Raw genomic sequence first — 26,164 nt, 5'->3', positions numbered from 1 at the left:
GTGCGGTGAGATTAATAATGCCGAGGGCCTGGGAAAGTTCCATTTAAAAAGGGTTCCATGATGAACATGAAACCCTTTTTACACCAGCCACCGGATCGGTCAACCGATCCTTAAACGATCGGCATTACCCTGCGGGCGCTTTTTTATTTGCCGCAACGAACAGCAGATCGGTTGCAGCGTTCTTGCGACGAGTAAGTTAAGGTAGAGCAGGTTTAGCGATAAATTTCACGATGCCAGGACTAAGGAGCAGATATGACAGAAGAGTTTACGCACGCGCTCTGCACGTTGATTCGTCGTCTCGGTCAGGAAGCGAAACAGCTCCGTGATGAGGGGCTAACCGTTGAAAAGAAAGCCCGCCAGGATTTTGTCTCTCAGGCAGATGTGTACGTCGAAAATGCGCTGCGCGCGTGGCTTAAAACAGAGCGCCCGCAGGATGGACTGCTCGGCGAGGAGCGCGGGCTGGAGGCCGGTTCTGACGGCGTATGGGTTATTGACCCCATTGATGGCACAACCAATTTCATCCTCGGCATGGATTACTGGTGCATTTCTGTGGCGTATGTCAGCAATAACATTATTGAGCTGGGCATTATTTACGCCCCCGATCGCAACGAATTTTACTTTGCCAGGGCTGGCGAAGGCGCGTTTTTAAACGGCAAGAGATTATCCCTGGTTGATCCCGATCCCGAGGCGGTCGTGCTCGGGCTGGGTCGTTCCAGCCGCACCACGCCTCGCCAGTATGCGCACACTATCGAAACGCTACTGGAAGAAGGTATTGAGCACCGGCGTTTTGGTGCCGGAGCGTTGATGCTGGCGCACGTTGCCGCAGGCCTGGTGCATGGCTACTTTGAGGCCCATCTGCATAGCTGGGACGCACTGGCAGGCCTGGCGTTAATCAAGGAAGCGGGCGGAATGCACAATGACTTTCTCGCGAACGATGGCTTAACGCAGGGGAACCACGCCTGGGCTGCAAGCCCCACGGTGTGGCAACGCCTGCAACCTCTGTTGCTGCCCGACGTTGACGTAACGCGCAATGCCGCTAAATAATCATTTCATATCGGTTCATTCGGCATATCAGGTGCCCAAAAAGTGGTGACTGAATGCCGTCATCGACCGGGGTATCTTTATCCCGGATATTCAAAACTTTCCTGACCGAGGATATATTTATCACCACCCGCACGACACTTCTCCGCAAACTCTGGCGATGCTTTATAATCATTTAAAGAACTGTGGTTACAGCTACTGTACTCATCGCCCTTTGTATTATCATTTTGCCAACCGCATACCGGGCAAATCTCGTAAAACGCATCCTCTTTATCTTCAAAAACTATATACCCACAGGCTTTGCAACATTCACCTGAAATATCTTCGTCATTATGGTCAACAATATGAATACTGTTAGAGGTGATCTCTTTTATTTTCCCTTCCCAAAAGCTATTTTTAATTAATCGCGAAAAAACCATTTCATTTTTTATTGTTTCGTTATAATTGTACTTTGCTGCTTCCGAGACGTTTTCGTCATCAATTTCGCCAAGCTCAAGCAGCGTCTGGGTTCTCTCCTCAACAGCCATGCTAAACAGCGCATACTGTTGCATAAAATCAATAACCTCATGATAAGTAAATTCAATTTTCATCATAAATCCTTAGCAAGTTGAATGGCGGCAGCGAACGCATCGCTATCTCTTCCATCATCTATATAATATGTTCTCATTTCCCTTTTACCAGCATGACCAATAAAAATTTCACCCGTTCCCTTATCATGCCGAATAATAATATTACCCACTTTTTCCTCTTGTATGGATTCTGTAAGCGGTTTTTTAGCAAACTCTTTTGCCATTTTCAGGTACTGGACTTGCGTTATATCGCCAAACTCTTTGCCATGTTTAAGATAATGGTATTGCAGCCCCGATAAATTTTTATGGGTTACACCATCAATAACATAATCTCTTTTGATCGGATTGAATCCCTTCCAGTTTACCGCGCCAGCGATACCGCAATCGCTTAACCCTAATGGATCTATCCATGTAAACGGCCCGCGTACATAGCCATAGGTATTAATACCGCCCGCCAGCCCTATCGGGTCCTGGCTGATATACGCCGCAATCGCCGGATCATAGTAACGGTAGCGGTTATAATGCAGCCCGGTCTCGGCATCGAAATACTGCCCCTGGAAGCGCAGCGGGTTATCGATTCGGCTGGCGTAAACCTCGCCTTTTTCACCCCAGACGCCGGTTTTCTCCGACCAGACTATCTCGCCTTGCGGCGAGGTGAGGCGCACAGGCGCGCCGTTCGGATCGCAGTGATAGTGCCAGCTCTGTTTCTGCCCCTCTTCCTGCGTCAGTAGCGCCAGCGGTCGAAAACTGCCGGGGTAATAGATGTATTCGCGCATACCGGCGAACAGTTTCGCCTGCGCTTTCTGGCGCTTTAAACGCTCGCCGGTATCAAAAATGCTCAGCGCCGCCAGCGGTTGCGAAGTGGCTGCTACGGTCTCACCCGCCAGCGCATCCCCTTGCCAGTAAAACCAGTGCGTATGCGTGGCGGTTTGTTTGCACACCCGACGCCCAAGACCATCGTAGCCGTAGCGCACCAGGTTTTCGCCTTTGCGCACCGCGATAAGCTGGCGGTTCTCGTCCCAGGTGAAATCCTCTTTATCGCTCTCGTCCTGTAGCGGGCGGCGCTGGCGCAACTCTCCGGCGCGGTCAAACACATAACGCACGCCGTGGTGAACGCCTTCACGAAACCAACCGCCCGCGCTGCCATTAACGCTACGAATGTCAGTTTGCAGATGGTTGCCCGCCGTGTCCTGCACAAACTGCCGCAAGGTGCCGTCCGGCGCGGTATGCGCAGTTAAACGCCCGACCGGATCGTAACTATAGCGATCGCTGCCCCACAAGCTGTCTTCCCGGAGCGTCAGGTTGCCGGCGCGATCGTAAGCAAAACCGCTGGCAAATAAAGGCAGATCGTTGTGCAAAACCTGCTGAGAAGTGAGCCGCCCGCTACGATCGTAGTCGTAACAGCGCGTTACCTCAGCCGACAACGCCTCGCTTACCCGACGCCCGCTGGCATCGTACTGAAAAACGATTGGCGTATCATTGTTGAGCTGCACCTGGGCGAGCCTGCCATGCTCATCCAGGCCATACTGCACCCGGTGACCGCTGTCGCTCTCGCGGGAGATAAACCGCCCACGCGCATCATAACCATAACGCAGCTGGAAACCGTCCTGCTCTTCCGCCAGAACACGCCCGGCATCATCATAGCGCCACGCCAGGCGCCGCCACGGGCTTTCGCACAGCACCATGCGCCCGCACGCATCGTAATGATACGTTGCCTGCAAAGTGTCCTGGCTTCGCCGCTCACAAAGCCGCCCGGCCTTATCATAGCCGTAACGCACGGCGCGCCCGAGCGGGTCTTCACGGCGGATTAAACGGCTGCCTTTATCCCAGGCGTAGCGCGTCGTCTGCCCCCAGTAATCGCTCTCTGCCGTGACGCGCCCGAGCGCATCGCGGATCATTTTCCAGCGCTGGCCGTTCTGGTTGATCACCGCCAATAAGCGATCTTCAGGATCGTACTGATAACCGACAGTCGCGCCATCCGGCGTCTCGCAGGCGGTCAGCATGCCGGTGCCGTTATAACGAAAACGGGTAACTTGCCCTGACTCATCGGTAAAGTGAATGGGATTATCTTCCCGATCGTACGCCACGCGGACTTCAGCGCCCTGTGGATCGACAGTCGCGACGAGGCGATCTTTGCTATCCCAATAAAAACGAGTGATACCTCCGCTGGCATCAATACGTTCTTGTAATGTGCCCCGCACGGAATAGCGAAAACGACGCCTGCCCGCTCCGGCTTCTGTCACGGCCTGTAAAAAGCCAAAACGATCGTATTCATACCGCGTCAGCAGCGCGCCGGGCGCATCGGCACAACTCACCTGACCAAACGCATCGTAGCGATAATGCGCGGCGACGCCGGTGGGATCGATATTGGCGGCCAGGTTGCCGCGCGTATCGTATTCCGCTCGCCAGGTTGCCCCTTTCTCATCGACAACCGCCACCAGCTCGCCAAAATCGTCAAAAGTGGCCCGCACAACGCTGCCGTCCGGCATATGTTCGGCGACCATCCGTCCCTGCTCGTCATACTCCCAGCGATGCAAGCTGCCATCTGGCTCGGTAAGCTCGACGGTGCGGCCAAAATCGTCGTAGCGAAAAACAGTGTTACCGCCCAGCGGGTCTATCTCAGAAACCGGCAAACCATTTTCATCAAAAGTCACGCGTGAAATGTTGCCGAGCGAATCCGTGATTTCCACTTCGTTAAGCAACTCATGCCAGGCAAAATGGTAATCCCACACGCCGCCATCGCCCCATGCATGGACAACCTGCCAGGTATCGTTGTAGTGATAGTGGAAGCCCTGCCCGTTGCGATCGATATGGCTCACCATATGGCGCTGCTGATAAAAGTAGCGGCGCGGGTGTGACAGCGCATCGATTTGCGCGCTCAGCTGGCCTTCAGCGTCATATTCGTAGCGGCTCAGCGGCGTAATTTCCCCGTCCTGCGCATTACGCAAACGCAGAGCAAGCAGGCGGCCTTCCTCCTGCGTGACGAGGATTTCGCGGCCCGTTTTACCTTCATGCGTAAACTCATAAAGTTGCTGTAATTCGCTACCTTTCCACGCAAAATACCAGCCATTACCGTTACGATCGGCGAGCGTTTCTATCGGCATAGCCCCTTGCTTACCGCTAAATTGCAGCAGCGGGCCATTTTCCTGCTCCACATGCCACAACACGCTGCCGTTAGCGGTCTCGCGCCACAGGCGGCTACCGTCCGGCAGCCCGGCGATCGCCTGCGTGCGCCCGTCGGCCTGTGGCAGTGCCGGGAACAGCGTCATCCCTTCCGGTTGCGTCAGCGTGGCGATGCCTTCGCCCGCCAGTATCTCAAGGCGTATATCCGCAGGCGTTGCCCAACCGTAGCCACACAGCCCTTCTTCTTTTGTATCTGCCGATGAGTAGCTGCGCCCCCACGCCAGCGGCAGACGACCCGGCAGCAAAAAATCCTGCTGTTCGAGGCTCACGCTGCCATCGCGGATATCGACCGGTTCCGCGCGCAGTACCCGACACTTGAGGAAGCCGGGGTCCATATTGCGAAACAGCTTGCGGCGAAGCTGGCGAAAGCGGCGCATAAATAGCCGCCACTGTGGCGTTTTCTTCAGTTTTTTTAGCCCTTTGCCCAGGCCGCTCAACCCGGCGCGCATCAATAGCGCCATCAGGTTTACCGTAGGCGGCCCGCCGACCACCACATTGTTCGGGATAGCCAGGTTAAAAGTCAGCGGCAGAGTCAGCGAAAGCGGTTTTGGCTTCGCGGCGCGTTTCAGGCGAAACGGCGGGATCATGCCGAGAATATTACAGCTCAGCACCGGCATACCGATGCGCGAGAAAGGCTCACCGTCGACAGAGACGGTTTTGCTCCCCATAAACAGTTCATCTTCTATCTGCGGCCCGCCCGGCATACGCAGCGGCGGAACCCACACGCCGCCGACCGGGATATGCACGGCAATGCCGCCCGTCCCTGCGCTGGCGCGTTTGATGCTGTTGACGTGCACCGTCGTGCCGATCAGCGGCAGGTAATCGAACACGTCAAACACCAGCCCGATATGCGGCGTGGGCAGCGGCCACGGGTAGGTATGAATATCCAGCCCAAGCTGCGGATCGAAGTGAGCGCCGGAGTGCATCGGTTTCGCCTCAGAACATGGCACGCAACAACGCGCGCAGGAAGGTTCGGATTTCGGTCGCCAGACCGCTATCAGAAAGACTGAGATAGAGCAGCGCGAGCAGCGTGACGACGACAATAATAATGACGCGATTTTTCATAGCGGTTTGCTTCCTGCATTTTCAGGTAACGATGCGTCGGTACTTCCCCACGCGGGCAGGCTTTGCCATTCTCCCGCAGGCGCATCAAAAGGGTGGGCGATAGCCGGTAAACCGTTCCAGTGCGGGTGCAACATCTCCCGCGCCAACCGGACAACGCGGCGGAAACTGTCATCACCGTGACGAATGAGTTTTTCTCTCTCCTCACGGATTAAGGTAAAAGCCGCTTCAAGCTGTAATTGCAGGCGGTTTTCCGTCTGCTTTACCTGTTCAATCGTGGGCGCCGCTGGCAAGCGCTCCTCTGCATGCTGGATCAGCCGCTGTTTTTCACACTGCCAGCGTGCGGCGCATGCTTCGATGGCCTCGCTACGCCGCTTGTCATGGATACGTAAAAGATCGCCGAACACCAGCGGCAGCGTGGTTTGCCCGCGCCCGGCTAACGGCACGCTCTGTGCCGCCTGGACCGCCTGGGCGTACTCTTCCATCGCAGCAGGCCGGTGCCCGGCAAGCCACAGGCAAAAACCGGACATCCGCCAACCTTCGATGGCAAAAGCCGCGTGAGAGATCGCCTGCGCTTCCAAAGCCGCCTGGCGATAGCCTTTCGCCGCCTGTAAATACTCTTTTTTTGAGAACCAGGCACCCGCCTCGCCAAAGGTACTTTGCGTACGTAGCTGGCCTTTTATTGCCGGATCCGGGATCGTGGCGCTGACGTGCTGTGCCTGGCGGTAATGCGCTATCGCCTGCGTATGCTGCTTACCTTTCAGCCAGCCGCCGGCAATCAGGTTATGCATCATCGCCTGTTGATCGGCCCAGCCGCGCCGCGTGGCGACGTCCAGCGCCAGAGAGCCGCGCGCCGCCACCTGCGCGGCGCTGCCTTTTTCCAGCAAGAGCATCGAGTCCGCCAGGTAGCGGCGAAACAGCAAGCGATCCGCATCGGCATCGGTCTGTTGTTGTGCGGTCTGATGCATCACCTTCATGCCATCAATATCATCAACAATCAGCTGCACCACCGCAGGGTGTGCTTCGTATAACGGCTGCCACACCGGCTGCTCTGTGGTGTCTATCAGCAGCAGGCGCGGCGCAGGTTCGCCCTCTTCCAGCCAGCGGGTAAGCCAGCGCATCAGCGCGCGCTCATCACTCACGCCAGAAGGTTTCAAAACCAGCACCAGGTAACGTAAATCATCAGCAAAATTTTCGGCAAAGCGCTGCAAAAGCTGGCGCAACTGAGCGGAGGAGTAACAGGGTAAATACGCATCCGCTTGCCAGCCAGCGGCATCTGGCGTGGCTTCGTAATGCTCCACAAACTCACGGCCCAGCGCTTCGCTGTAACCGTACCCGGTTTCAAAAGGGAGCGTCAGACTCAAAAACAGATCCGGCAGCGTGCGCCCTTGTGGATGTTGTTGCAGGGCGATAAAGCCATCGAGTAACGATTCTCCCCCCGCCGGGACTCGCCAGATAAACAGCCGGGTTTGCCCGGCCTTGTCGCTCGCATCCAGCCAGCTTAGCTCCAGCTCGCTCATTACTTTTTCGGTCGGGTTTTTCGCAGCGCTCATTTACGGCTCCCGTCAGGCGTTAAGTTCGATTTTCTTGCCGTTCACCATCACGCCCGCCGCGTTAATGGTGATGGTCGAGCCGCCAGCGGTAATTTCCACGCTGCCATTACTGATAAGGATGCCGTTCTCGCCCACGTTGATGCGAAATGTATCGGTCGCGCTGTCCGTCACGCTGCCCTGGGTAAAACGCGTATCGCCGCCGGTAATGCTCAGCGTGCGCCCCGCGCCGATAGTGACCTCCTGCTTTTGCGCCACCGTGCGCGCTTCGTTACTCGAAACGGTAACGTCGCGGTTGCCGGTCACTTCCAGCGTCTGGTTGCCGGTCACCTGCACCGTGCGGTTTTGCTGAACGCTGACCTTCTCATTACCCTGCACGCTGCGGGTTCGGTTCTGCACCACCGTCAACGTCTGGTTCCCTTCAACGGTGCCGGTATTGTTGCTTTTCACCGTGGTGCTGTGATTACCGGTGATGGTTTCGTCACGATTTTGCTCAACGCTGAGGGTTTCATTGCCCTTGACGCTTTCGGTGCGGTTTTGCTGCACCGTGGTTGTTTCATTACCGTTGATGGTTTTCGTTCGGTTCTGGCCGACAGTGACCGTTTCGTTGCCATCGACTGTACGGGTGCGGTTTTGCTTGATATGGCTGGTTTCGTCTTTGCCGACGGTTTTGGTGCGATTGCTGCCAACATCATGGGTTTCGTCGTTCTCGACTTCGGTGTCCATGTTGCGCTCGGCATGTAACCACAGCTGCTCTGCGCCGGGTTTATCTTCAAAACGCAGGGCGTTGGCGTTATCCGGCGAGCCATCTTTTGAGCGGCTCATAAAACCCATCTGCGTTGCCGCAGCCGGTAGCGCCCACGGCGGCATACTGGCTTCGTTATACACGCGGCCAATAATAATCGGCCTGTCCGGTTCGCCGTTGATAAAGTCCACCACCACTTCATCGCCCACGCGCGGGATCTGCACGCCGCCGTAACCCTGGCCTGCCCAGGCACTGGAGACGCGAACCCAGCAGGAGCTGTTTTCATCGCCCTGGCTTTCACGATCCCAGTGAAATTTCACTTTCACGCGCCCGTATTTATCCGTCCAGATAGATTCGCCTTTTGGCCCCACAACTCTGGCGGTTTGCGGCCCGTAAGTGCGCGGCCAGTCGGTGCTCGCCGCCGGACGAAAAGGCGTCGTCGCCGGGATAACGGTAAAGTCGATGCTATGCTCGGCCGACGCGGCGTCGCCGGAAGCATACTGATTCTCTTCAAAAGCGTATCGCGCGCCCACCACCAGCCACTTTGCGTTATCCGCAACGACTGGCGCATTACGCAGGGTAAAGACATGCCCCGGCACAATGCCGGTCGCGGTGGCGCTCCCCTGAGTTTGCTGCTGCTCCGCCTGCCAGGCTTGCTGGCGAATTCGCGCGTACGATTCACCATCGTCGTGTTCAACAAAGCGACCCGGCCAGTCGTAAACATCAATTTGCCCCGGCGTGGGCGAGACCGGGTTTTGCAGGGTTTGCAGCATCCAGGCGTGGGGTTTGCGAAAATCGTAATCATCCGTGCTGTAAAGTCCCGGCGTCACCACATGGCGCGCCAGCAGCTGGCTGACGCCTTCTTCATTGACCGCACCGCCGCTCGCCTGCGCATGCCAGGCAATGGTTTCATAACCAGGAAACGCCTCTGCCTGGGAATAATCATCCATCAGCACCAGCGTGTGGCCCTCTTTGCTGTGGCGGAACATATAGCTGATGCCTTCAAGTTCCAGCAGGCGGCTAATAAAGTGGAAACTGCTTTCCGCATACTGCACGCAGTAATCCCACTGGCGATAGCTGCGGCTGAGTTTGTCTTCGATTTTTACGTTGTATTCAGAAAAGAGTTTTTTCGCGATATCCGGTACGCGTTGTTGCTGAAAAATACGGAAGTTGCGATCGCGCATCATCGGCCAGAAATCCGGCTCAAGTGTGGTTTGATACACGGCGTAACGTGTACCGTCCAGATCTTGTGTGCGCACTGAGACAGCGGTGACTTTGCCACAAAGGTAGCGCGGCGAACCCCATTGCCCGGGGATAACAACCGTCATATTCTGGCCAAGCAATTTCTGCCGGTCGATGTTGAAATCTTTACTCAGTAAATCGACCTGAAAGCGAAAAGGCGTGGAGAGGTTTTCTTCTCCTTTAAACATCCAGAATAAGAGCGAATCGCTCCCGGAGGATGACAGCACGGTTATCCGGTTAACCATACGATTTCCTTTATAGCAGAGGCGAATATTCCGGGAGAAACGTCTCTCCACGCATGTGCAGCGCAGGAAATTATCAGGAAAAGTTTTTACGCGGGTTTTATTCCCTGGCGCCGATGAATTACTGGCAATAATATCTGGATATAGTTAAAACCTGGATATAATGGTAGCTAAGATTTATCTTATTTTAATCAATAGGTAAAGACTTAACGCAAATTTAAGCTGTGCTTATTTCCCCACTGTTTTCACGCCAATTTAATTATTCGATCCAGCGCACATAAATCAGCTAAATGTTATTAGCCAGTATCCTGGAAAAAAGATTGAAATATCCTAATTCAAATAATAACGCGGGTTATTTCTGCAATGACATTACGTTTTGTCTGTAGTGGGAGTTTGCCTGTTTTGTGCCTAAACGAGGAGGCCGCACGAAGTACGGCCTAAAGTATCACTCTGCCAGTTCTGGCATTTTTTCCATCACGAACGATAACACCTGCTCTGCGTCCAGTGATGCGTAAGGTAAACTTTCAATAATTTCTATTGGCCGAGCGTCTGCGACAATCTCTTTAATTTCTGCAAGTTTATACTGAATATGGGGCGCAATAAGAAAGCCGTCGAAAACGGGAGCCACGCTGGCGAAATTATCCAGCCCCACCGCACTAATAATCAGCTGATTGCCCTTTTTTTCTGCCAATGACTGCATCTTTTTGGCCAGAGAATTCGCTGTATTGCCGAACAAACAACATATCAGAAGCTTTTTCATGGTTTTTCCTCCTGAGAGCTGCGCACAGAATATTACTGGCTCAGGGATTAAAATGAGCGCTATCTCTTATTTCTATGACTCTCAGCTATAGAGTGGGCTAACCACTGAAAATGCCTGAAAGCGAACCGGTAAATTAAAGAGCTATTTATACTCTCTGCCGGAGGCTGATTTCTGGCGTTGTTATGCTTGCAAAGCATGGCCTTATAGCCATCCGGGAGTGTAAACGGTTAAAATAAAAAAACATATAAGTTGCTAAATTAATTTCTCTGTGTCTTAATAGCGACATCGGTTTGGAACACAGACCTTATGAAAGCAGTTTTAGTAAAGCAGTCCTCATTTCAGATGTTATCCCAGATAGCCTTCTCCATGAGCCTCCTCCTAAGTGCCCAATAAGTAACTCTCTCATTACAGGCCATAATTGCCGCGCTGAGTGGCTCATCAATTAAGGATTTATCTATGTCTAATAAAATGACTGGTTTAGTAAAATGGTTTAACGCTGATAAAGGTTTTGGCTTTATCACTCCTAACGACGGCAGCAAGGACGTTTTTGTCCATTTCTCTGCTATCCAGAGCGACAGCTACAAAACCCTGGAAGAAGGCCAGCAGGTCTCCTTCACCATTGAAAATGGCGCTAAAGGCCCTGCGGCCGGAAACGTCACCGCGCTGTAAGCCGCGTTCCTCATCAGTAATGCTTACGACAGCGATGAAGGTAATAAGCCTGAGCAGCTAAGCGTTGCCGATAGTAAAAAACCCGCCTGTGCGGGTTTTTTTATTGCATTAATTTCAGGTGGCAAGCGTTCTCTTTATCGCTGCCTGCCCGAAAGCAAAAACCCTGCCGAAGCAGGGTTTTCTGTTTTTAGCGGGTATGTCTGTATCAGAGGCTTTCGTCAGAACGGGATGTCGTCATCAAAATCCATCGGCGGTTCGTTAGACGGTGCCGGAGCAGACTGCTGCTGCGGGCGAGACTGCGCGCCGCCGCTAAACTGGTTGCCGCCGCTCTGCGGCTGCTGAGGTTGGCCCCAACCGCCCTGCTGCTGCTGCCCGCCGCCCATCGGCGCGCCGCCACCCTGGCGACCACCGAGCATCTGCATGGTGCCGCCAACGTTTACCACTATCTCGGTAGAGTAACGTTCGTTGCCGCTCTGATCCTGCCACTTACGGGTACGCAGGGAACCTTCGATATAAACCTGAGAACCTTTACGCAGGTATTCACCCGCGACTTCCGCCAGTTTGCCGAACAGCACAACGGTGTGCCATTCTGTTTGCTCTTTCGTTTCACCGGTCTGCTTGTCGCGCCAGGATTCGGAAGTGGCCACGCGGATGTTGGTGACAGCACCACCGCTCGGCATATAGCGTACTTCCGGGTCCTGACCCAAGTGCCCGACGAGAATCACCTTGTTTACGCCTCTGCTGGCCATGATCGTGTCTCCTGAAAACGTTTCTTAATAAGTGTAAACGCGCAATTGTACCATTACAAAGCCGTACTTTGATAGCTGCGAGGATGATTCCAGATAATCTCTCACATAGTGTATTTTTGCACACTTATACAGAAGATGCATTCCAATACTGTATATTCATTCAGGTTAAATTGTGTCATAATTAGCCGTTTCTGACCGCCGGTTGTCCTTCAAACACACCAGGCAAAGCGTTCTTCCGGGTAAAAGGTGAATGGATTGGATAAGATAGAAGTACGGGGCGCCCGCACCCATAATCTCAAAAACATCAACCTCGTCATCCCTCGCGACAAACTGATCGTTGTCACAGGGCTTTCGGGTTCTGGCAAGTCTTCACTGGCTTTTGACACACTGTATGCCGAAGGGCAGCGCCGCTACGTTGAGTCGCTATCCGCGTATGCGCGTCAGTTTCTGTCGCTGATGGAAAAACCGGACGTTGACCATATCGAAGGTCTGTCGCCAGCTATCTCTATCGAGCAGAAATCAACATCGCACAACCCCCGTTCTACCGTCGGGACCATTACCGAAATTCACGATTACCTGCGCTTGCTCTATGCCCGCGTTGGCGAGCCGCGCTGCCCGGATCATAACGTACCGCTGGCTGCGCAAACCGTTAGCCAGATGGTGGATAACGTGCTGTCTCAGCCGGAAGGCAAACGTTTGATGCTGCTTGCGCCGGTGATTAAAGAACGTAAAGGCGAGCACACCAAAACGCTGGAAAATCTGGCAAGCCAGGGCTATATCCGCGCCCGTATCGATGGCGAAGTGTGCGATCTTTCCGATCCGCCAAAGCTCGAGCTGCAAAAGAAACACACCATTGAGGTGGTTATCGATCGCTTCAAAGTGCGCAACGATCTGGCGCAACGGCTGGCAGAGTCCTTTGAAACCGCGCTGGAGCTTTCCGGCGGTACGGCGGTTGTTGCGGATATGGACGAGCCTGATACCGATGAGCTGCTGTTCTCGGCGAATTTCGCCTGCCCGATTTGCGGCTACAGCATGCGTGAGCTTGAGCCGCGCCTGTTCTCTTTTAACAACCCGGCAGGTGCCTGCCCGACGTGTGACGGGCTTGGCGTGCAGCAATATTTCGATCCCGATCGCGTTATTCAAAACGGCGAACTGTCGCTGGCTGGCGGCGCAATTCGTGGCTGGGATCGCCGTAACTTCTATTATTTCCAGATGCTGAAATCGCTGGCCGAACATTACAAATTCGACGTTGAAGCGCCGTGGGAGAGCCTGAGCGCTAACGTGCAGAAAGTCGTGCTGTTTGGTTCCGGTAAAGAGTCTATTGAGTTCAAATACATGAACGATCGCGGCGATACCTCGGTGCGCCGCCATCCGTTTGAAGGCGTGCTGCATAATATGGAGCGCCGCTATAAAGAGACCGAATCGAGCGCCGTGCGTGAAGAGCTGGCGAAATTTATCAGCAACCGCCCGTGCGCCTCGTGCGATGGCACGCGTCTGCGCCGCGAAGCGCGCCATGTCTATGTCGAAAACACGCCGCTGCCGACCATATCCGATATGAGCATCGGTCATGCGATGGATTTCTTTAACAATCTGAAACTCTCCGGCCAGCGGGCAAAAATTGCTGAAAAAGTGCTGAAAGAGATTGGCGATCGTCTGAAATTCCTCGTTAACGTTGGCCTTAATTATTTGACGCTTTCCCGTTCGGCTGAGACCCTTTCAGGCGGTGAAGCGCAGCGTATTCGTCTGGCAAGCCAAATCGGTGCCGGGCTGGTTGGCGTAATGTATGTACTTGATGAGCCGTCCATTGGCCTGCACCAGCGCGATAACGAACGCCTGCTCGGTACGCTGATTCATCTGCGCAATCTTGGCAATACGGTGATTGTTGTTGAGCACGACGAAGACGCGATACGTGCGGCGGACCATGTTATTGATATCGGCCCGGGCGCTGGCGTGCACGGCGGTCAGGTGGTGGCGGAAGGGCCGCTGTCATCTATTATGGCCGTGCCGGAATCGCTGACCGGGCAGTATATGAGCGGTAAGCGAAAAATCGCAGTGCCGAAAGAGCGCGTGAAAGCCGATCCGTCAAAAGTGCTGAAACTGTCCGGCGCGCGTGGCAACAACCTGAAAGATGTCACCCTGACGCTGCCGGTTGGCCTGTTTACCTGTATCACCGGCGTCTCCGGTTCGGGCAAATCCACGCTTATTAACGACACGCTGTTTCCTATCGCCCAGCGTCAGTTGAACGGTGCGACGATCGCCGAACCTGCGCCCTATCGTGAGATCCAGGGGCTGGAACACTTCGATAAAGTGATCGATATCGATCAGAGTCCGATAGGTCGTACGCCGCGCTCTAACCCGGCGACGTATACGGGCGTCTTTACGCCGGTGCGCGAACTGTTTGCCGGAGTGCCGGAGTCGCGCGCGCGCGGCTACACGCCGGGGCGCTTTAGCTTTAACGTGCGCGGCGGGCGTTGTGAAGCATGCCAGGGCGACGGGGTCATTAAGGTTGAAATGCACTTCCTACCGGACATTTACGTTCCGTGCGATCAGTGCAAAGGCAAGCGCTATAACCGCGAAACGCTGGAGATCAAATATAAAGGCAAGACTATCCATGAAGTGCTGGATATGACCATCGAAGAGGCGCGCGAATTTTTCGATGCTGTTCCGGCGCTGGCGCGTAAGCTCCAAACGCTAATGGACGTCGGTCTGACCTATATTCGTCTCGGCCAGTCGGCCACCACGCTTTCAGGCGGCGAGGCCCAGCGCGTTAAGCTGGCGCGCGAGTTGTCCAAGCGCGGCACCGGCCAGACGCTCTATATCCTGGATGAACCGACGACCGGCCTGCATTTTGCAGATATTCAGCAGTTGCTGGACGTGCTGCATCAGCTGCGCGATCAGGGCAACACCATTGTGGTGATTGAGCACAATCTGGACGTTATCAAGACGGCAGACTGGATTGTGGATCTCGGCCCGGAAGGCGGGAGCGGCGGCGGTGAGATCCTTATTTCCGGCACGCCGGAAACCGTCGCCGACTGCGAAGCGTCGCACACGGCTCGCTTCCTCAAACCCATGCTAAAGTAACCGGCTACTGTCGGTTGCTGAAGCGTAAATCTGCTGCCGGGCTTGTTCCGGCAGCGAATCCACAGCCTGCTGAAAAGAGTCATCCACCAGGTAATAGATTTGCGAATCCGGTATCGAACCATCCAGATAGACGGTGCTCCAGTGCGCTTTATTTAAATAACGGCTGGGGTGTACATCTTTATGTTGCAGTCGCAGCAACTCCGCCAGAGCCGGGCTGGTTTTCAGGGATACCGCCGGGCGACCTTCCTCTTCATTGACCATCGCATACAACACATCCGCCACTTTCACCTGCGTTGCGCGCCAGTCGTTATGCACGCTCTGCTCAGCGCCAGGTTTTTTCATGCAATAGTCCAGTAATTCCGTAATTGTCATCTTTACTCTCCTTGAAGTGTCGCGATGATTTTTCGCGAGCCGCCATGGATACGATGCTCTCCCAGCCAGATCCCCTGCCAGGTGCCTAATTGCACGCGCCCGTTTTGCACGGGTAACAGCAACGACACCCCAAGCAGAGAAGATTTGATATGCGATGGCATATCATCAGCCCCTTCATAATCATGCTCATAAGGCGCGTCGTCCGGCACTGCGTTGAGAAAGTGCTGCTCCATATCATGACGCACGGTGGGATCACAATTTTCATTCAGGGTAAGAGAAGCGGAAGTGTGCTGGAGCAAAAGATGCAGTAAACCAACCCGGACGCGGGATAAGTCGCGAATTTGCTCCAGCACTTCGTCAGTGACAAGGTGAAATCCACGCGGCTTTTCGCCAAGAGTAAGGATTTGCTGGTACCACATCTGCTGCTCCTGTTAAAAGAAATTCCTTTTAAGTGTGCAACATGTCAGCAAAAAGGGGAAACCCACCAGGTCAAATTAGCTTAAAAAAACATCAGTATTCTGAGTTGACAAGCACTTCTTCCCCTAACGCACCGGCCTGCGGCGGAGGCTGCGTGGACGAATAAGAGGCCGGAAGGATACGAATGGGACGCACTTCACTTGCGCGGGCGGAGGCAATGTCGTAATCCGAAACGCCATAGAAAATGCGGATTTGCTTTGCCTGCATCCATTGGGCTTTGCTGCGATGTCCTGGTTTATCGCTGGCAAAAATCACCGGATTCATATTTACACCGGGAATAAGAAAAATTTCCTGTAACGTCTTGCTGATTGTTTCAGTTTTGGTCGGACTACGACCGGTAATAAAATAGATGCTGTCACCGCGTTTTACATGCATGGCAATTAACTGACGGGCAACTTCTTTGGGAATGCTGAACTCATCCCCTCCGTTATTCATTTGCTCCCAGAACGCTGGATTTTGCAGATACTCTTCGCTGTCCGGCGACCAGGTTTTCTTCCCTCGCCAGAAGCCGGGGCCTGAGAATATCACCGTATCATCAATATCAAACCCAACAGACATTGGCGGGCGTTCTGTCAGCGTGCTTTCAAGCTCTGCCACAGATATCCAGTGAATGGGGGCCTGCCCGGCCAGTTTGACGTCTTCAGTATCGCCTGAAATCGGCGACGGTGCGGAAGCTTGAGCCACAGCGCTGCCTAAGGTTAACCACAGGCCGATTGCACTCAGGGCGAGGGTGAACTTACGCATAATTATCCCTAAATTATCTGTTCGTTATTCTTTTAATGGTGAGAGTGGTCAAAATATTACCAGACCATAACGTCTAAACAGGCTAAAACAAAGAATTTTCTGAGGATAATCTAAATATTAGGAGGATCCGGGGGACAAAATTTGCGAAAAATGCTTTGCTTAGTTACGCTATTTTCCACTTACGCCCCCCGCACAAACGGGAAATTACGCCTGGCTGTTATCAGGTTCCTGGTTGAGATGATGCTCACGTGTTGCTGTAAAAATCATTCCAAGATATTGGTAGGCTGAGTACAGCGCAGGATCAGCAACGTCTCTTTTGGATAGAGAAGATTTTTGCAGATTAGCAATACCTTGCACCAACATAGCAAAACTGTCCGCGTTTTCCATGATGATATTTGCTTTAAGCATCGGGCTTTGTTTAATCATCTTTACGACAGCCTCTTCTTTCATCGGTTCTTTAATGTCAAAGTGCCTGTAAAACAGCGGCATAAAATCGAACCAAAGCGGGGTGCCTCTTATTTCCCCTTTATCCAGTATCTCGTTAAGGCGTTTTAGCGAGTCTCCTGGAGCATCTAGCCTGGGCGGTTGAGACATATCGGTATAGCTATAGAGTATATCGGTCGTCCTACCGGTGATATGGGAAGACTCATGAATAATAGTATGCTCCTGGGCATATTCTTTCGGATCGATAGTTTTTCCATCCTGCTCGATGGGCGGTAAGGCATCCTCAATAAAAAATAACCGCCGGAAGGCATCCCCTGGTATAACAAATGCCAGAGGCATATTCTCCCGTATATTATCAGCAACCGCACTACGATAGGTACCTGGAGAATCCTGGCTCGCTATCTGCCGACTGGAAACTATCCCTATGTTGTTGTAATTCGCCTGAGAGGACTCATGGAGAAAATCGCTGGCGCGTAAAATATTTACTTTTAAACGGTTAAGTACTTCTTCCGATATATCACCATGAAGATAATTTTCAAAAGAATCATTCAGATATTTTCTAATCGCGAAATCATAATCCTCATCATTTAATTTTGACAATGCCATCTCGAGGGTACGTTGCGCTTTTACAACATTCTCTCTGAGTTTCAGCCTGGCTTCAGTTAAATAAGGAGGGACTCGTTTTGATGCATAACCACTAATATCTAAACTATAAAATATATCATACGGCACATCTTTATAGTCATTAGCTAAAAGATCCTGTAACTGTACCTCGATAGTGCCGTAATGGAGAAAAACGGGCGTTTCCCGGAGCGGTAAAAAGCCCGTTAGCTTATGTTCATCCGTTAGTTCACCGCTTTCAACCTGCTGATCAAACGCCCATCTCTTATTCATATTCCCGGCGTCGGGCTGAATATTAGCTTCCACATTGATATTATTTTCCTCGCCCGCCACATCAAATGCTTCGGTTCGTTCAAAGGTACGACAGGTATATAAGTGAATTTTAATGTTATCATCGAGGAAAAGTTTCGCCAGCGACTCCGACAGGCTTGATAAACGTGTGGTCTTCGATGTTATCTGCACAATATTCTTATTATATTTCCTCGCAAGATACAAGTTATTAACGGGTTCATTACTAAAAGACCTAATAACATAGTTTTCGATTTGTTTACCGCCTTCAACTTTTTCCTTTGCCACAAAAGAGTCACTTAGCAAGTCCTCAATATTACCTTTATACGGGACTACCTGCTGACCTTTATTAATATAAAAATTTAATAGCGCGTTATCAGGAACGACACTGCTGGTTTCCAGTATTTTCCCATGTCCGGCTACATAAAAATCTAATGAAGCACCTTCAGGATGATACAGATTAAACCACGGGAATTCGATTCGCGTGACTTTACCAGGTAATCTGAATATACGCGTTGCCCCAGTGGGCACAATCACCTTTTTGTGTACGTCATATTTCGCAATTTCCCTAAAATCTGACCAGGGATCTCTGCGTTCATAGGCATCCAGATCGTTATAATAAGATAATGCATTCATACGTGCAGCACGGGGTTGAAGAGGGTATACGGTTCCAACTTTGGGATCGTAATAGTAAATTTGCCGCATTTCTTGCGGCGTGCCCACAGATATAACTTTCCCGCTATTGCCCAAAAATTCGATTGGATAATATTTTCCCTGCCAGCGAAAACAGTAACTATCTTGCTTCGTCATAAACATATTCCGTTTACCTGGAGCGGCCCCGACTATTTCAAAAGTATCTGATATATGGACGAGCCTGGAAATTTCGACTCTTGAGTTTATTACTGACTCAATATCATAGGCGGTTGCAACGTTCTGGATCCGCGCTTCGCGCAATACTCCGTATTTTTTTAGCCATGGATGGAGAATGGTTTCATCCAACCGGGATGAGGAGACCAGGTAATGAATATCATGAGCAATCAAGGTTATAAAATTATCTGAATTAAGTGTAATATGCGCACGGAACCCCGGGTCGTAACGCAGTAAATAACCAAACTTACGCGCATCTTCCGGCATTCCCGCCATCTGGTCTCGATGTTTTGCATAGATCGGCGAGTTTTCAAAATATCTTGAAATGACCTCGCTCATTTTTGCCACACTGTTTTCGTCCATTTTTGCATGTTTGGTAATAAACTGGGCATGTTTATAGGCATTTTTGACATTGACAAATATCCCATTTTTCGTTGGCAGCTCGATAATATGGAATGCTTTCCCTGATGATTGCAAGAGTGCACTCACCAGCACCGAGCTAAATGCATCTCTGGATTTCGATCTCGCACGCGCTTTTACAATTAGTTCATCCATATTGACAAATAGAGTTCCAGAATCCTCTTCGTGTATAAAAATCATCTGATCCGTATTTTTTCCGGTTAGAACAGGAATATCTTCCGGATTTTTGTAAGTAGTTAATAGTTTAACTTGCCGCTTGCTCAGCTCGTCTCTGGCCCCCTCAAGACGTTTACTTAGTGAGTATTCAATATCATTCATAAAATTAATTTCATTTTTCTTAAGGATTTCTATCAAGTAATCCTCAGCGATTGGATGATCATAATGGGTAGGTCTAAGAGAACTAATAACCGTAGCCAGAAGATCATTAAATATATAGTTCACCTGCTGCGAAACAAATTCTCCGGTATCTCTGAGTGCTGAATATGATGAACTGACGGCTGCTTGTAGATCGTAAGAGTAGACTTCAAGTTCTTTACCTTCCTTCATACTTTCCGGGAATAATTTTTTCTTAGCAGAAGTTAATAATTCACTCATGGGCAGCCTGCTCTTTTCCTTAATACTTAAGCTGCCCGGTGGCTCCACGTAAATACTTTCGGCCATCAGCACATCGTTAGTCAAATGCTCAAGAATTTCGATACTTTCTATATCATTGAAAGGGATTTTTTTAATATATTGTATGGCCTCATCCGCAGTAATGCCCAGTTTTTCTGCCGTATAAGATGCCAGCCCAGCCATTTTTAAAACGTTACCATCATCTATCATAACAATCGTTTCGATATTTCTTTCTGCCCGATAAAAATCACTCCGCCCCGTAACTCGCAGGCAAGGATGCCATGTTGGATTATCCGGGCTGTTTGCCTCAATAATTTTCGCATTGAAAAAACGATCGCCAAACTTAAAATAAGTCTTTTTGGTTAGAGCATCTTCATATAAATAAGGTATATCGTTTTTTCTGATTTCGGTTAATTTTTCTGCGCCGGGTACACTGGTACTGCCCATCTCATCCTTTACCTCTTGCAGAAGCCTGGTATGGAGAGCAGTTTCCATAGAAATTTTGGCACAGACGCCACCAGTGGGTGACCTTGCAACCCGACAATACGATATATCGGTATACTCTAATGCTTTGCTCTGAGGCTCAGTACGAACGCGAAACCAGGTATTTCTGTCCTGCCATAAAACTACAGGCGCAGACTTTTCATTTGCAGGTTTGATTTTTATCGTTCGAGCTGACAGCTCGCTAATGACAAATTTATCAATACTGACTTTAAACGCTTTGATTGTACCTTTTGTATTCTGGTAGATTCCTGTGCCAATCCGTTCTGGAAGATCCTCATTCGTGGTTAATGCATGTTCACGAAGGTATTTTAACGCGGCTTTCTCAATGCGGAATTTTTCCGCATTGGAAAGTATCTTTTCTGTTTTAGCTGCAAACAAAAAATCATCCGCACTTTCTAATGTAAAATAGTTCCTTGAATATTTAACGATGGCATTATTGAAATCGACTAATTTTAAAATTCCCTCGGGGTTACCTGGAGCAGTCTTTTCAACTTTATAATATTTGTAATCATGCTTAATATATGCTTCACCATTATTATCGTAACTAAGACCATCGATACCAACAATTGCGCCGATCGATTTTTGCGCAAGAGTAATACCTGCGCTGGCCTTGTTTCTGAGGAGGACTTCAAGATTTATCTCTTTTTTCACCGAGCTGCGTTCAAAACGCCAGCCATATTTATCCTGAACTAATAAGCGTTGCTCCTCCGACGCAACCTTATTATCTGTGGTATAAGCGACGATTTCATTACCAATTTTTTCAGCCCTGGCGGGAATAAAATCAGCGCCGATAAACACGCCGGTTATTTCCGGGGTATTTTTAATCTTTAATGTGACAATATCATTGTTATCTACCGACATATCTGGCTCCTCGATCAGGCCGGTAAAAACTTTGCGATATTTGTAGAGATTTTTTTCAGCCTCTTCCAGCACAAGATGCTCAGCGCCAGGATTAAAATCCCAATGATTTTCTTGCTGATTATAATGAATAAACCTTGTATGCCCCTCATTATCCGTCACTACAGGGTTCTCATCAAAAGTAATATCCAGCGGATATTCTTTCCCATCTACCGAGACCTTAATTTTACCTATTTGTTCATAGTCAAGTCCCTTACCGCTTTTTCCCGGAATAACAGGCCGTACCGATCGGCTGCCGCCACTCTTTTTGGCTGTTATTTTCCCCGCACGCGCCACGCCAAATGCCTGGGTAACCGCATTAAGGATAAGATACAGGCGGTCCGACCATGATGCATGAATACCCTCCAGGTCGTCGGCGGCCATTTCCAGGATAGGCCCAACAATATTTTTCAGTACAAATACCGGCCAGAGCCAAGGAAGCATTAATATGGTATTAATTGCGGCATCCAGCACATCGTAGCTTTTTTCGGTCCATTCAACATCTTCGGGGTCCGGACAGGTACTGTAGAGATCCAGGTGGGTGTCCTGCTGGTCGGCTAAAGCACTAGCAACCGCAGGACGCTGTAGCGCTTTCCCTACCTGCCTTAATATTTGCGTTGCCGTCACGGTTTTATCGCCCAGACACTCCAGACCTGGGATCGTTATGACTGTCACATTGCCATGACCCGGAACAAATACCTTTTTCGTTGGCAGCTCCAGTATTTCAATTGGTTTATCTTTCACTACCGGGGTGGTTTCAGCGATCGGCACAAGCGGGGGCACTTTTCCTTTATGATATTTATCCAGTGCGTCCGGATTAGGGAAAGTTTTATTGCCTGCTGGCGTAGTGTATATTCCCTGCCCGTCTTTATCTGAAGGTTGCTCGATTGTTGTTTTATTCGCTTTCCATTCATCGTTCACTCCTATACCTATCGCCACCGCAGAACCTACGCCCAACGCCCCCCCCAATATGGCCACGTTACCCGCTATTTCCTTCGCAGGTAGTGCCGGTACCGGAACTGCTGGCAGAGGCACACGCGGTATTGGAAGGCCTGGAACCGGAAGGGCTGGGGGAGCAAAGGGAATGGGAACAGGAGGCTTCGGCAAACCGGGGAACCCGCGCCTTGGTCCTGGCAACGCTTCAGGCACATTATTGGGCTGGTTACGCGGCAGGAACTCGACTTCGTCTTCTCCCCCCGCTGGCGGGCCACCTTGGGGGTTCGGCCTGCCCCTGGGCACCGACTCTTCTTCTTTGGCTTCCAGCCCTTCTTCAACCTCTTCCTCCACAGAACCAAATTCCGTTTCGTCATCGCTACCGGACTCATGCTCCCTGGCTTCCTTCGCCTCTTCTACCTCTTCTTCCGACTCCTGAATTTCTGATATTTCAATGCTCTCCTCCCTTTCCGGCCCCGCCTCATTCTCCTTCTCTCCCTCGCCAGACACATTCCCTGAGTGAGTTCGCTCGTCGTCTTCAACCTCAGGTTTCGGCTCATTTACAGGCTTTTTCTCTGCCTTAACGCTTTCCGGTTCGGCGTCTGGCTGGCGTTGTTTAGGCTGGTCATGTTTATCAGGGAAGTGTATGTGGTGATGCTCCGCCTCTGTCGCTGCCGTTACCGTTGCTGGCGTGCTTGACGATGTTGTACTTAAAGTCGTTATTTTTTGCGGTACATCCTCGTCAATCTCTTCGATAAGTACCGGGCTTGCCGAGGCTCGTAGCTGACCATATTCCTTTAGCCAGGGTTCAGACAAAGGCACGCCTTTTTCAGAACGGGTCAGCAAGTAATAAGCATCGAAGGAGAGCAAAGTGACAAAAGCGGGAGATGCCAGGAACAGATGCGCCCGATAAGCGGGATCATGGGTTGCCAGGTAAGCCAGTTTCGCAGGTGTGAGCAGCACCTCCATATTTCGCCGATAGGTTGGTATCCGTTGTAAATACTGTCGGCTTTCAGCCAGTAAAAAGCGCTGTTGCTCCGGAGTAAATTGCCCTTCTTTCAGGCTGGCTATTATCGCCTCGCTGGCATCTCTTACTGGAAGATACATACCATTGCTTTGCCGGATAAAAAGAAAATTACCGCCTGAATTTGCCGGGCTAGCCAGCGCAGGTAAAAGCTCAGACACCAGCCTTATTTGTGCGCGATCGTCAGGATTTATTTTTTGTGCATTAATATAAATATGTTTACCATCTGGGGCAACAAATACCCGGCCGCCGAGTGTTTTCTCACGCTGGGTTAAAAAAACATCGTTAGCCGATACGATTATTACATTATCTATATTAACCTCCCCGGCAATAAAACGCAGACGCTCAGACCAGGCAACAGCAATATCAGAAAGCAGCTCCTCGCTTATTTCCCCAAACGCGTTACGTAGATATGTTTTTATTATCGGCCATGATGGTCCATCATAATGCATAGCCTTATCCAGAACAGGCAGAATTTCTTTTTTTATGCTGTCAAAAACGCTATCCATCACCTCATATATTTTACGCCCGTTGGGTATATTTATTTCATGGTCATCAACGAACCTGAAAAACTCCAGGTTCTTGTCATTTACTCTGCCAGGGTAAAGTCTTTTCTTGATAAGATTTCGCTGTGCGGCCGTGTTCCATAGCATATTATTTCTTGTGATTGTTGTAAGTTGCGGAAGACGAGATTTCCCCTGAGCAACAGCCTCACTGACAAGCCCCTGGATCATGCGAATATTCGGTATATTGCGCCACGGTATATTGGCGTTATAAAGCGTGGCGATCTCTTTACTGACCTTTAATTTTTCAGCAAGAAAACTGTTCAGAGACTTCAATTCTATACGATCGCTTTTCTTCTCTATAACAAGTGATGATATTAATCTTTGTTGAGTAAAAAAATCTTCTTTGCCGAATACGTTAACAATAACAAGTCCAGTCGGATTACTTTGGTCATCAGCATCAGTAAATGTTGCCGGAAAATAATGCTCTTTATATAAAAAGCAGGATTGCCGGGTTTGTCTGTCATACCAGCCAATCGGCAAGGCCAGCTCTTTTATTGCTATTAGATTTTCGCCAGCAGGCGGTACCATCATTTGATTATTTTTCACATTCAGTTCTAAAAGCTTATAAAGCGCCGCTTCCATCATGATCGGCAAGGTATGTTGATTAAAAGAAAACTGTTTATAGGAGATATCTACCGGATTATTTCTGACACGTATCAGCGTATCACCCGCTGACCACAGCGCGATATCCTGCTGGCGATTCTGCGGATTATGTTTATTCTCCACACGTATAGTATCGCCAGTATATTCGCGGACTGCGTATTTCTGATTATTAATAACCAGCATGGCGGCGTAATCGTCGTCCTCTGCCAGACCTGGATGATATTCGCGCAGATCCCCCACCGGTTTTGCCTGCGTGGTGAGCGCGTTTTTTTGCAGATAATCCAGCGCTGCCGCCTCAATCATAAACGGCCTGGACTGAATAAGGGTGTTTCTGACGCGGGCGGCATCCAGCGCAAAAATCATCTCCTCTGCGCTTTTTAGCTGCATCACGCCGTTTTTATATTCGGCACGCGCCCCGGCATAATCCGTCAGCGTTATCGTTTGGCCTGCGCTCTTTTCACGCTGTACGCGAAAGTACTGGTTATCCTTTTTCAGCCAGTGATTACCGACTCTGTCGATGCACAGCCCGTCCACCGCGCGGATGGCGCCAATAGCCTTGTCAGCCTGGTTATCCACGCCCATCTTCTTGCTCTCCAGCAGGACTTTCAGGCACGTATCCATAGGAACAGAGGGCCGCTCAAACGCCCAGCCATAATCTCCTTTGATAATCAGCTGCTGTTCCGGTGTGTTCCCGCAATCAAAGCTGGAATACGTCTCGCCCTGCACATCGTTATGCGACCAGACCGAAATAAAATTACCGCTGATAAACACGCCCCAGGTATTTATCCAGCCTTTAGAAAGTATCCCTGCATAATCATATTCCGGGAAATAGGTCATGTTTGTTCCACGCGGAAGATTGACCGGGTTGAGACGATATTTTTTATTAAATTTTTTCGCCTGAGCGCTGTACCCCTGGTTATCAGCTTCTTGCACATATTCCCAGTGGCCTGTGCGCTGGTTATAACGAATGAAATGACAACGACCATCCATGGCGATAATAAACGGAGCGCCCTCCGGCGTAACCCGCAGAGGATATGTACGCTGGTTAAGCGCAATATGCCCCAGGCCATTATGAATAATAAACCGGGCAGCAAACGGGAGATCGTCTGCTACAGTACGATTGTGCCGGTAGAGTTGCAGCTGCTCCTCGACACTCAATGTGGAAAGCATCACATTCACCAGCGGGTCGAGTTGCTGCGCCAGGGAGGCTTTGTCCACGTCGCGCCACGCCGCACTCGCCGTCAGCTTCTCAAGCAACGGGCCAATGAGCAGATGTTCTGTAGGCTCAGCCCTGATACCGGGAAAGTGCGCCAGCACGCTGTCGCGTGTTGCATTCAGCAGGGCAACACGCTCCTGCAAGCGCGACACAGCGGCGATGCCTGAGGACTGTGTCGCACCAGGATAACTTGCCAGCGCCAGCGTTTGCGGCAAGGCGTGTTTCGCCGTTCCCTGCGGGGAAATGGCGGCTTCGCCATCATCTGACTGGCTGTTCTCCTCGCGACGGGCCAGCCCCCAGGCCAATGCCCCGGCGGTAGAAAACAGCGTCAGCGCTACGCCTGCCGTTAACCAGAGCCGACCTTGTGCCTTTTCAACAGCCGCAGCAATACCGGCTTCTTCGCTGAGGTGATCGGCTAAGGACATTTTCTCCGGCAGCAGCGGTGCGCTTTCTGTATGCAGACGATTTTTTAACCATTGCCAGGCCCCGCCAGGAACAGGGCTAATGTGTGCAGCTTTTTCCTGTGAGGGACTGACAGACTTAAGTGTGTGGATGACGAGCGGGTGAGTTTCAGAGCGGGTTGCGCAAACGGGCGCGCTGGTGCGGGTATTGTCACGTATGACGGGCAACATTTCAGGCATAAAATCTCCTTGAGATCCTTGGTGTCAGCCCAAAATAAGCCG

The 26,164-nt window shown here is 51.0% G+C and carries 14 protein-coding genes; 3 read left to right on the top strand and 11 right to left on the bottom strand.

Annotated elements, in window-relative coordinates:
• Positions 1–252 precede the first annotated feature (252 nt).
• The gene (locus tag ACTU3N_RS19160; RefSeq protein WP_443087719.1) at positions 253–1,044 is read left to right on the top strand and encodes an inositol monophosphatase family protein; all 792 of its coding nucleotides are present in this window, start codon (positions 253–255) and stop codon (positions 1,042–1,044) included.
• Between the two features lie 77 nt (positions 1,045–1,121).
• Here the strand turns inward: ACTU3N_RS19160 and ACTU3N_RS19155 are convergent, their stop codons facing one another.
• The 6 genes from ACTU3N_RS19155 to ACTU3N_RS19130 all read right to left on the bottom strand — a co-directional run bounded on the left by ACTU3N_RS19155 (position 1,122) and on the right by ACTU3N_RS19130 (position 10,394).
• Positions 1,122–1,634 (bottom strand): CPCC family cysteine-rich protein, encoded by a 513-nt coding sequence (locus ACTU3N_RS19155; protein WP_443087718.1) that lies wholly within the window; start codon positions 1,632–1,634, stop codon positions 1,122–1,124.
• Complete coding sequence (locus ACTU3N_RS19150) at positions 1,631–5,719, bottom strand: RHS repeat-associated core domain-containing protein (protein WP_443087717.1); 4,089 nt, start codon at positions 5,717–5,719, stop codon at positions 1,631–1,633. Before ACTU3N_RS19150 ends, ACTU3N_RS19155 begins: the two co-directional genes overlap by 4 nt.
• 10 nt (positions 5,720–5,729) lie before the next feature.
• Positions 5,730–5,858, bottom strand: a complete 129-nt coding sequence (locus ACTU3N_RS19145) for a hypothetical protein (RefSeq protein ID WP_443087716.1) — start codon at positions 5,856–5,858, stop codon at positions 5,730–5,732.
• Positions 5,855–7,408 carry a hypothetical protein gene (locus tag ACTU3N_RS19140; protein ID WP_443087715.1) on the bottom strand — a complete coding sequence of 518 codons (1,554 nt, stop codon included), beginning with the start codon at positions 7,406–7,408 and terminating at the stop codon, positions 5,855–5,857. The genes ACTU3N_RS19145 and ACTU3N_RS19140 overlap by 4 nt, the downstream gene beginning before the upstream one ends.
• Positions 7,409–7,420: 12 nt before the next feature.
• Positions 7,421–9,637, bottom strand: coding sequence for a type VI secretion system Vgr family protein (locus ACTU3N_RS19135; protein WP_443087714.1), 2,217 nt, complete (start codon positions 9,635–9,637; stop codon positions 7,421–7,423).
• Positions 9,638–10,079: 442 nt separating this feature from the next.
• Complete coding sequence (locus tag ACTU3N_RS19130) at positions 10,080–10,394, bottom strand: PTS sugar transporter subunit IIB (RefSeq protein WP_443087713.1); 315 nt, start codon at positions 10,392–10,394, stop codon at positions 10,080–10,082.
• Between the two features lie 468 nt (positions 10,395–10,862).
• Here ACTU3N_RS19130 and cspE point away from each other — a divergent pair, with 468 nt between their 5' ends.
• On the top strand, positions 10,863–11,063 hold the full coding sequence (gene cspE / locus ACTU3N_RS19125; RefSeq protein ID WP_443087720.1) for a transcription antiterminator/RNA stability regulator CspE: 201 nt from the start codon (positions 10,863–10,865) through the stop codon (positions 11,061–11,063).
• 218 nt (positions 11,064–11,281) lie between these two features.
• On the opposite strand, the gene ssb1 is transcribed toward cspE, so the two are convergent.
• Entirely contained in the window at positions 11,282–11,812 is a 531-nt protein-coding gene (ssb1, locus tag ACTU3N_RS19120) for a single-stranded DNA-binding protein SSB1 (protein ID WP_443087712.1), read from the bottom strand.
• Positions 11,813–12,067: 255 nt separating this feature from the next.
• Between ssb1 and uvrA the strand changes: the two genes are divergently transcribed.
• Positions 12,068–14,893, top strand: coding sequence for an excinuclease ABC subunit UvrA (gene uvrA / locus ACTU3N_RS19115; RefSeq protein WP_443087711.1), 2,826 nt, complete (start codon positions 12,068–12,070; stop codon positions 14,891–14,893).
• On the opposite strand, the gene ACTU3N_RS19110 is transcribed toward uvrA, so the two are convergent.
• From ACTU3N_RS19110 to ACTU3N_RS19095, 4 genes are all read right to left on the bottom strand, one after another.
• Positions 14,885–15,265, bottom strand: coding sequence for an MmcQ/YjbR family DNA-binding protein (locus ACTU3N_RS19110; protein ID WP_443087710.1), 381 nt, complete (start codon positions 15,263–15,265; stop codon positions 14,885–14,887). The genes uvrA and ACTU3N_RS19110 overlap by 9 nt on opposite strands.
• Positions 15,266–15,267: 2 nt before the next feature.
• Entirely contained in the window at positions 15,268–15,684 is a 417-nt protein-coding gene (locus ACTU3N_RS19105) for a secondary thiamine-phosphate synthase enzyme YjbQ (protein ID WP_443087709.1), read from the bottom strand.
• Between the two features lie 91 nt (positions 15,685–15,775).
• Entirely contained in the window at positions 15,776–16,486 is a 711-nt protein-coding gene (gene aphA, locus ACTU3N_RS19100; RefSeq protein WP_443087708.1) for an acid phosphatase AphA, read from the bottom strand.
• Between the two features lie 204 nt (positions 16,487–16,690).
• Positions 16,691–26,122, bottom strand: coding sequence for a putative adhesin (locus tag ACTU3N_RS19095; protein ID WP_443087707.1), 9,432 nt, complete (start codon positions 26,120–26,122; stop codon positions 16,691–16,693).
• Positions 26,123–26,164 lie beyond the last annotated feature (42 nt).

Source organism: Vagococcus sp. WN89Y (assembly GCF_052220145.1).
In the GTDB taxonomy this organism is placed as follows: Bacteria; Pseudomonadota; Gammaproteobacteria; order Enterobacterales; family Enterobacteriaceae; genus Kosakonia.
The sequence above is the reverse complement of the archived record's forward strand: the minus strand, read 5'-3'. Positions and strand labels throughout refer to the sequence as shown.

What these genes read in the sequence shown, in the direction of transcription:
- ACTU3N_RS19160 (WP_443087719.1), top strand. Translation starts at nt 253, where the DNA reads ATGACAGAAGAGTTTACGCACGCGCTCTGCACGTTGATTCGTCGTCTC.
- ACTU3N_RS19155 (WP_443087718.1), bottom strand. Translation starts at nt 1,634, where the DNA reads ATGATGAAAATTGAATTTACTTATCATGAGGTTATTGATTTTATGCAA.
- ACTU3N_RS19150 (WP_443087717.1), bottom strand. Translation starts at nt 5,719, where the DNA reads ATGCACTCCGGCGCTCACTTCGATCCGCAGCTTGGGCTGGATATTCAT.
- ACTU3N_RS19145 (WP_443087716.1), bottom strand. Translation starts at nt 5,858, where the DNA reads ATGAAAAATCGCGTCATTATTATTGTCGTCGTCACGCTGCTCGCGCTG.
- ACTU3N_RS19140 (WP_443087715.1), bottom strand. Translation starts at nt 7,408, where the DNA reads ATGAGCGCTGCGAAAAACCCGACCGAAAAAGTAATGAGCGAGCTGGAG.
- ACTU3N_RS19135 (WP_443087714.1), bottom strand. Translation starts at nt 9,637, where the DNA reads ATGGTTAACCGGATAACCGTGCTGTCATCCTCCGGGAGCGATTCGCTC.
- ACTU3N_RS19130 (WP_443087713.1), bottom strand. Translation starts at nt 10,394, where the DNA reads ATGAAAAAGCTTCTGATATGTTGTTTGTTCGGCAATACAGCGAATTCT.
- cspE (WP_443087720.1), top strand. Translation starts at nt 10,863, where the DNA reads ATGACTGGTTTAGTAAAATGGTTTAACGCTGATAAAGGTTTTGGCTTT.
- ssb1 (WP_443087712.1), bottom strand. Translation starts at nt 11,812, where the DNA reads ATGGCCAGCAGAGGCGTAAACAAGGTGATTCTCGTCGGGCACTTGGGT.
- ACTU3N_RS19110 (WP_443087710.1), bottom strand. Translation starts at nt 15,265, where the DNA reads ATGACAATTACGGAATTACTGGACTATTGCATGAAAAAACCTGGCGCT.
- ACTU3N_RS19105 (WP_443087709.1), bottom strand. Translation starts at nt 15,684, where the DNA reads ATGTGGTACCAGCAAATCCTTACTCTTGGCGAAAAGCCGCGTGGATTT.
- aphA (WP_443087708.1), bottom strand. Translation starts at nt 16,486, where the DNA reads ATGCGTAAGTTCACCCTCGCCCTGAGTGCAATCGGCCTGTGGTTAACC.
- ACTU3N_RS19095 (WP_443087707.1), bottom strand. Translation starts at nt 26,122, where the DNA reads ATGCCTGAAATGTTGCCCGTCATACGTGACAATACCCGCACCAGCGCG.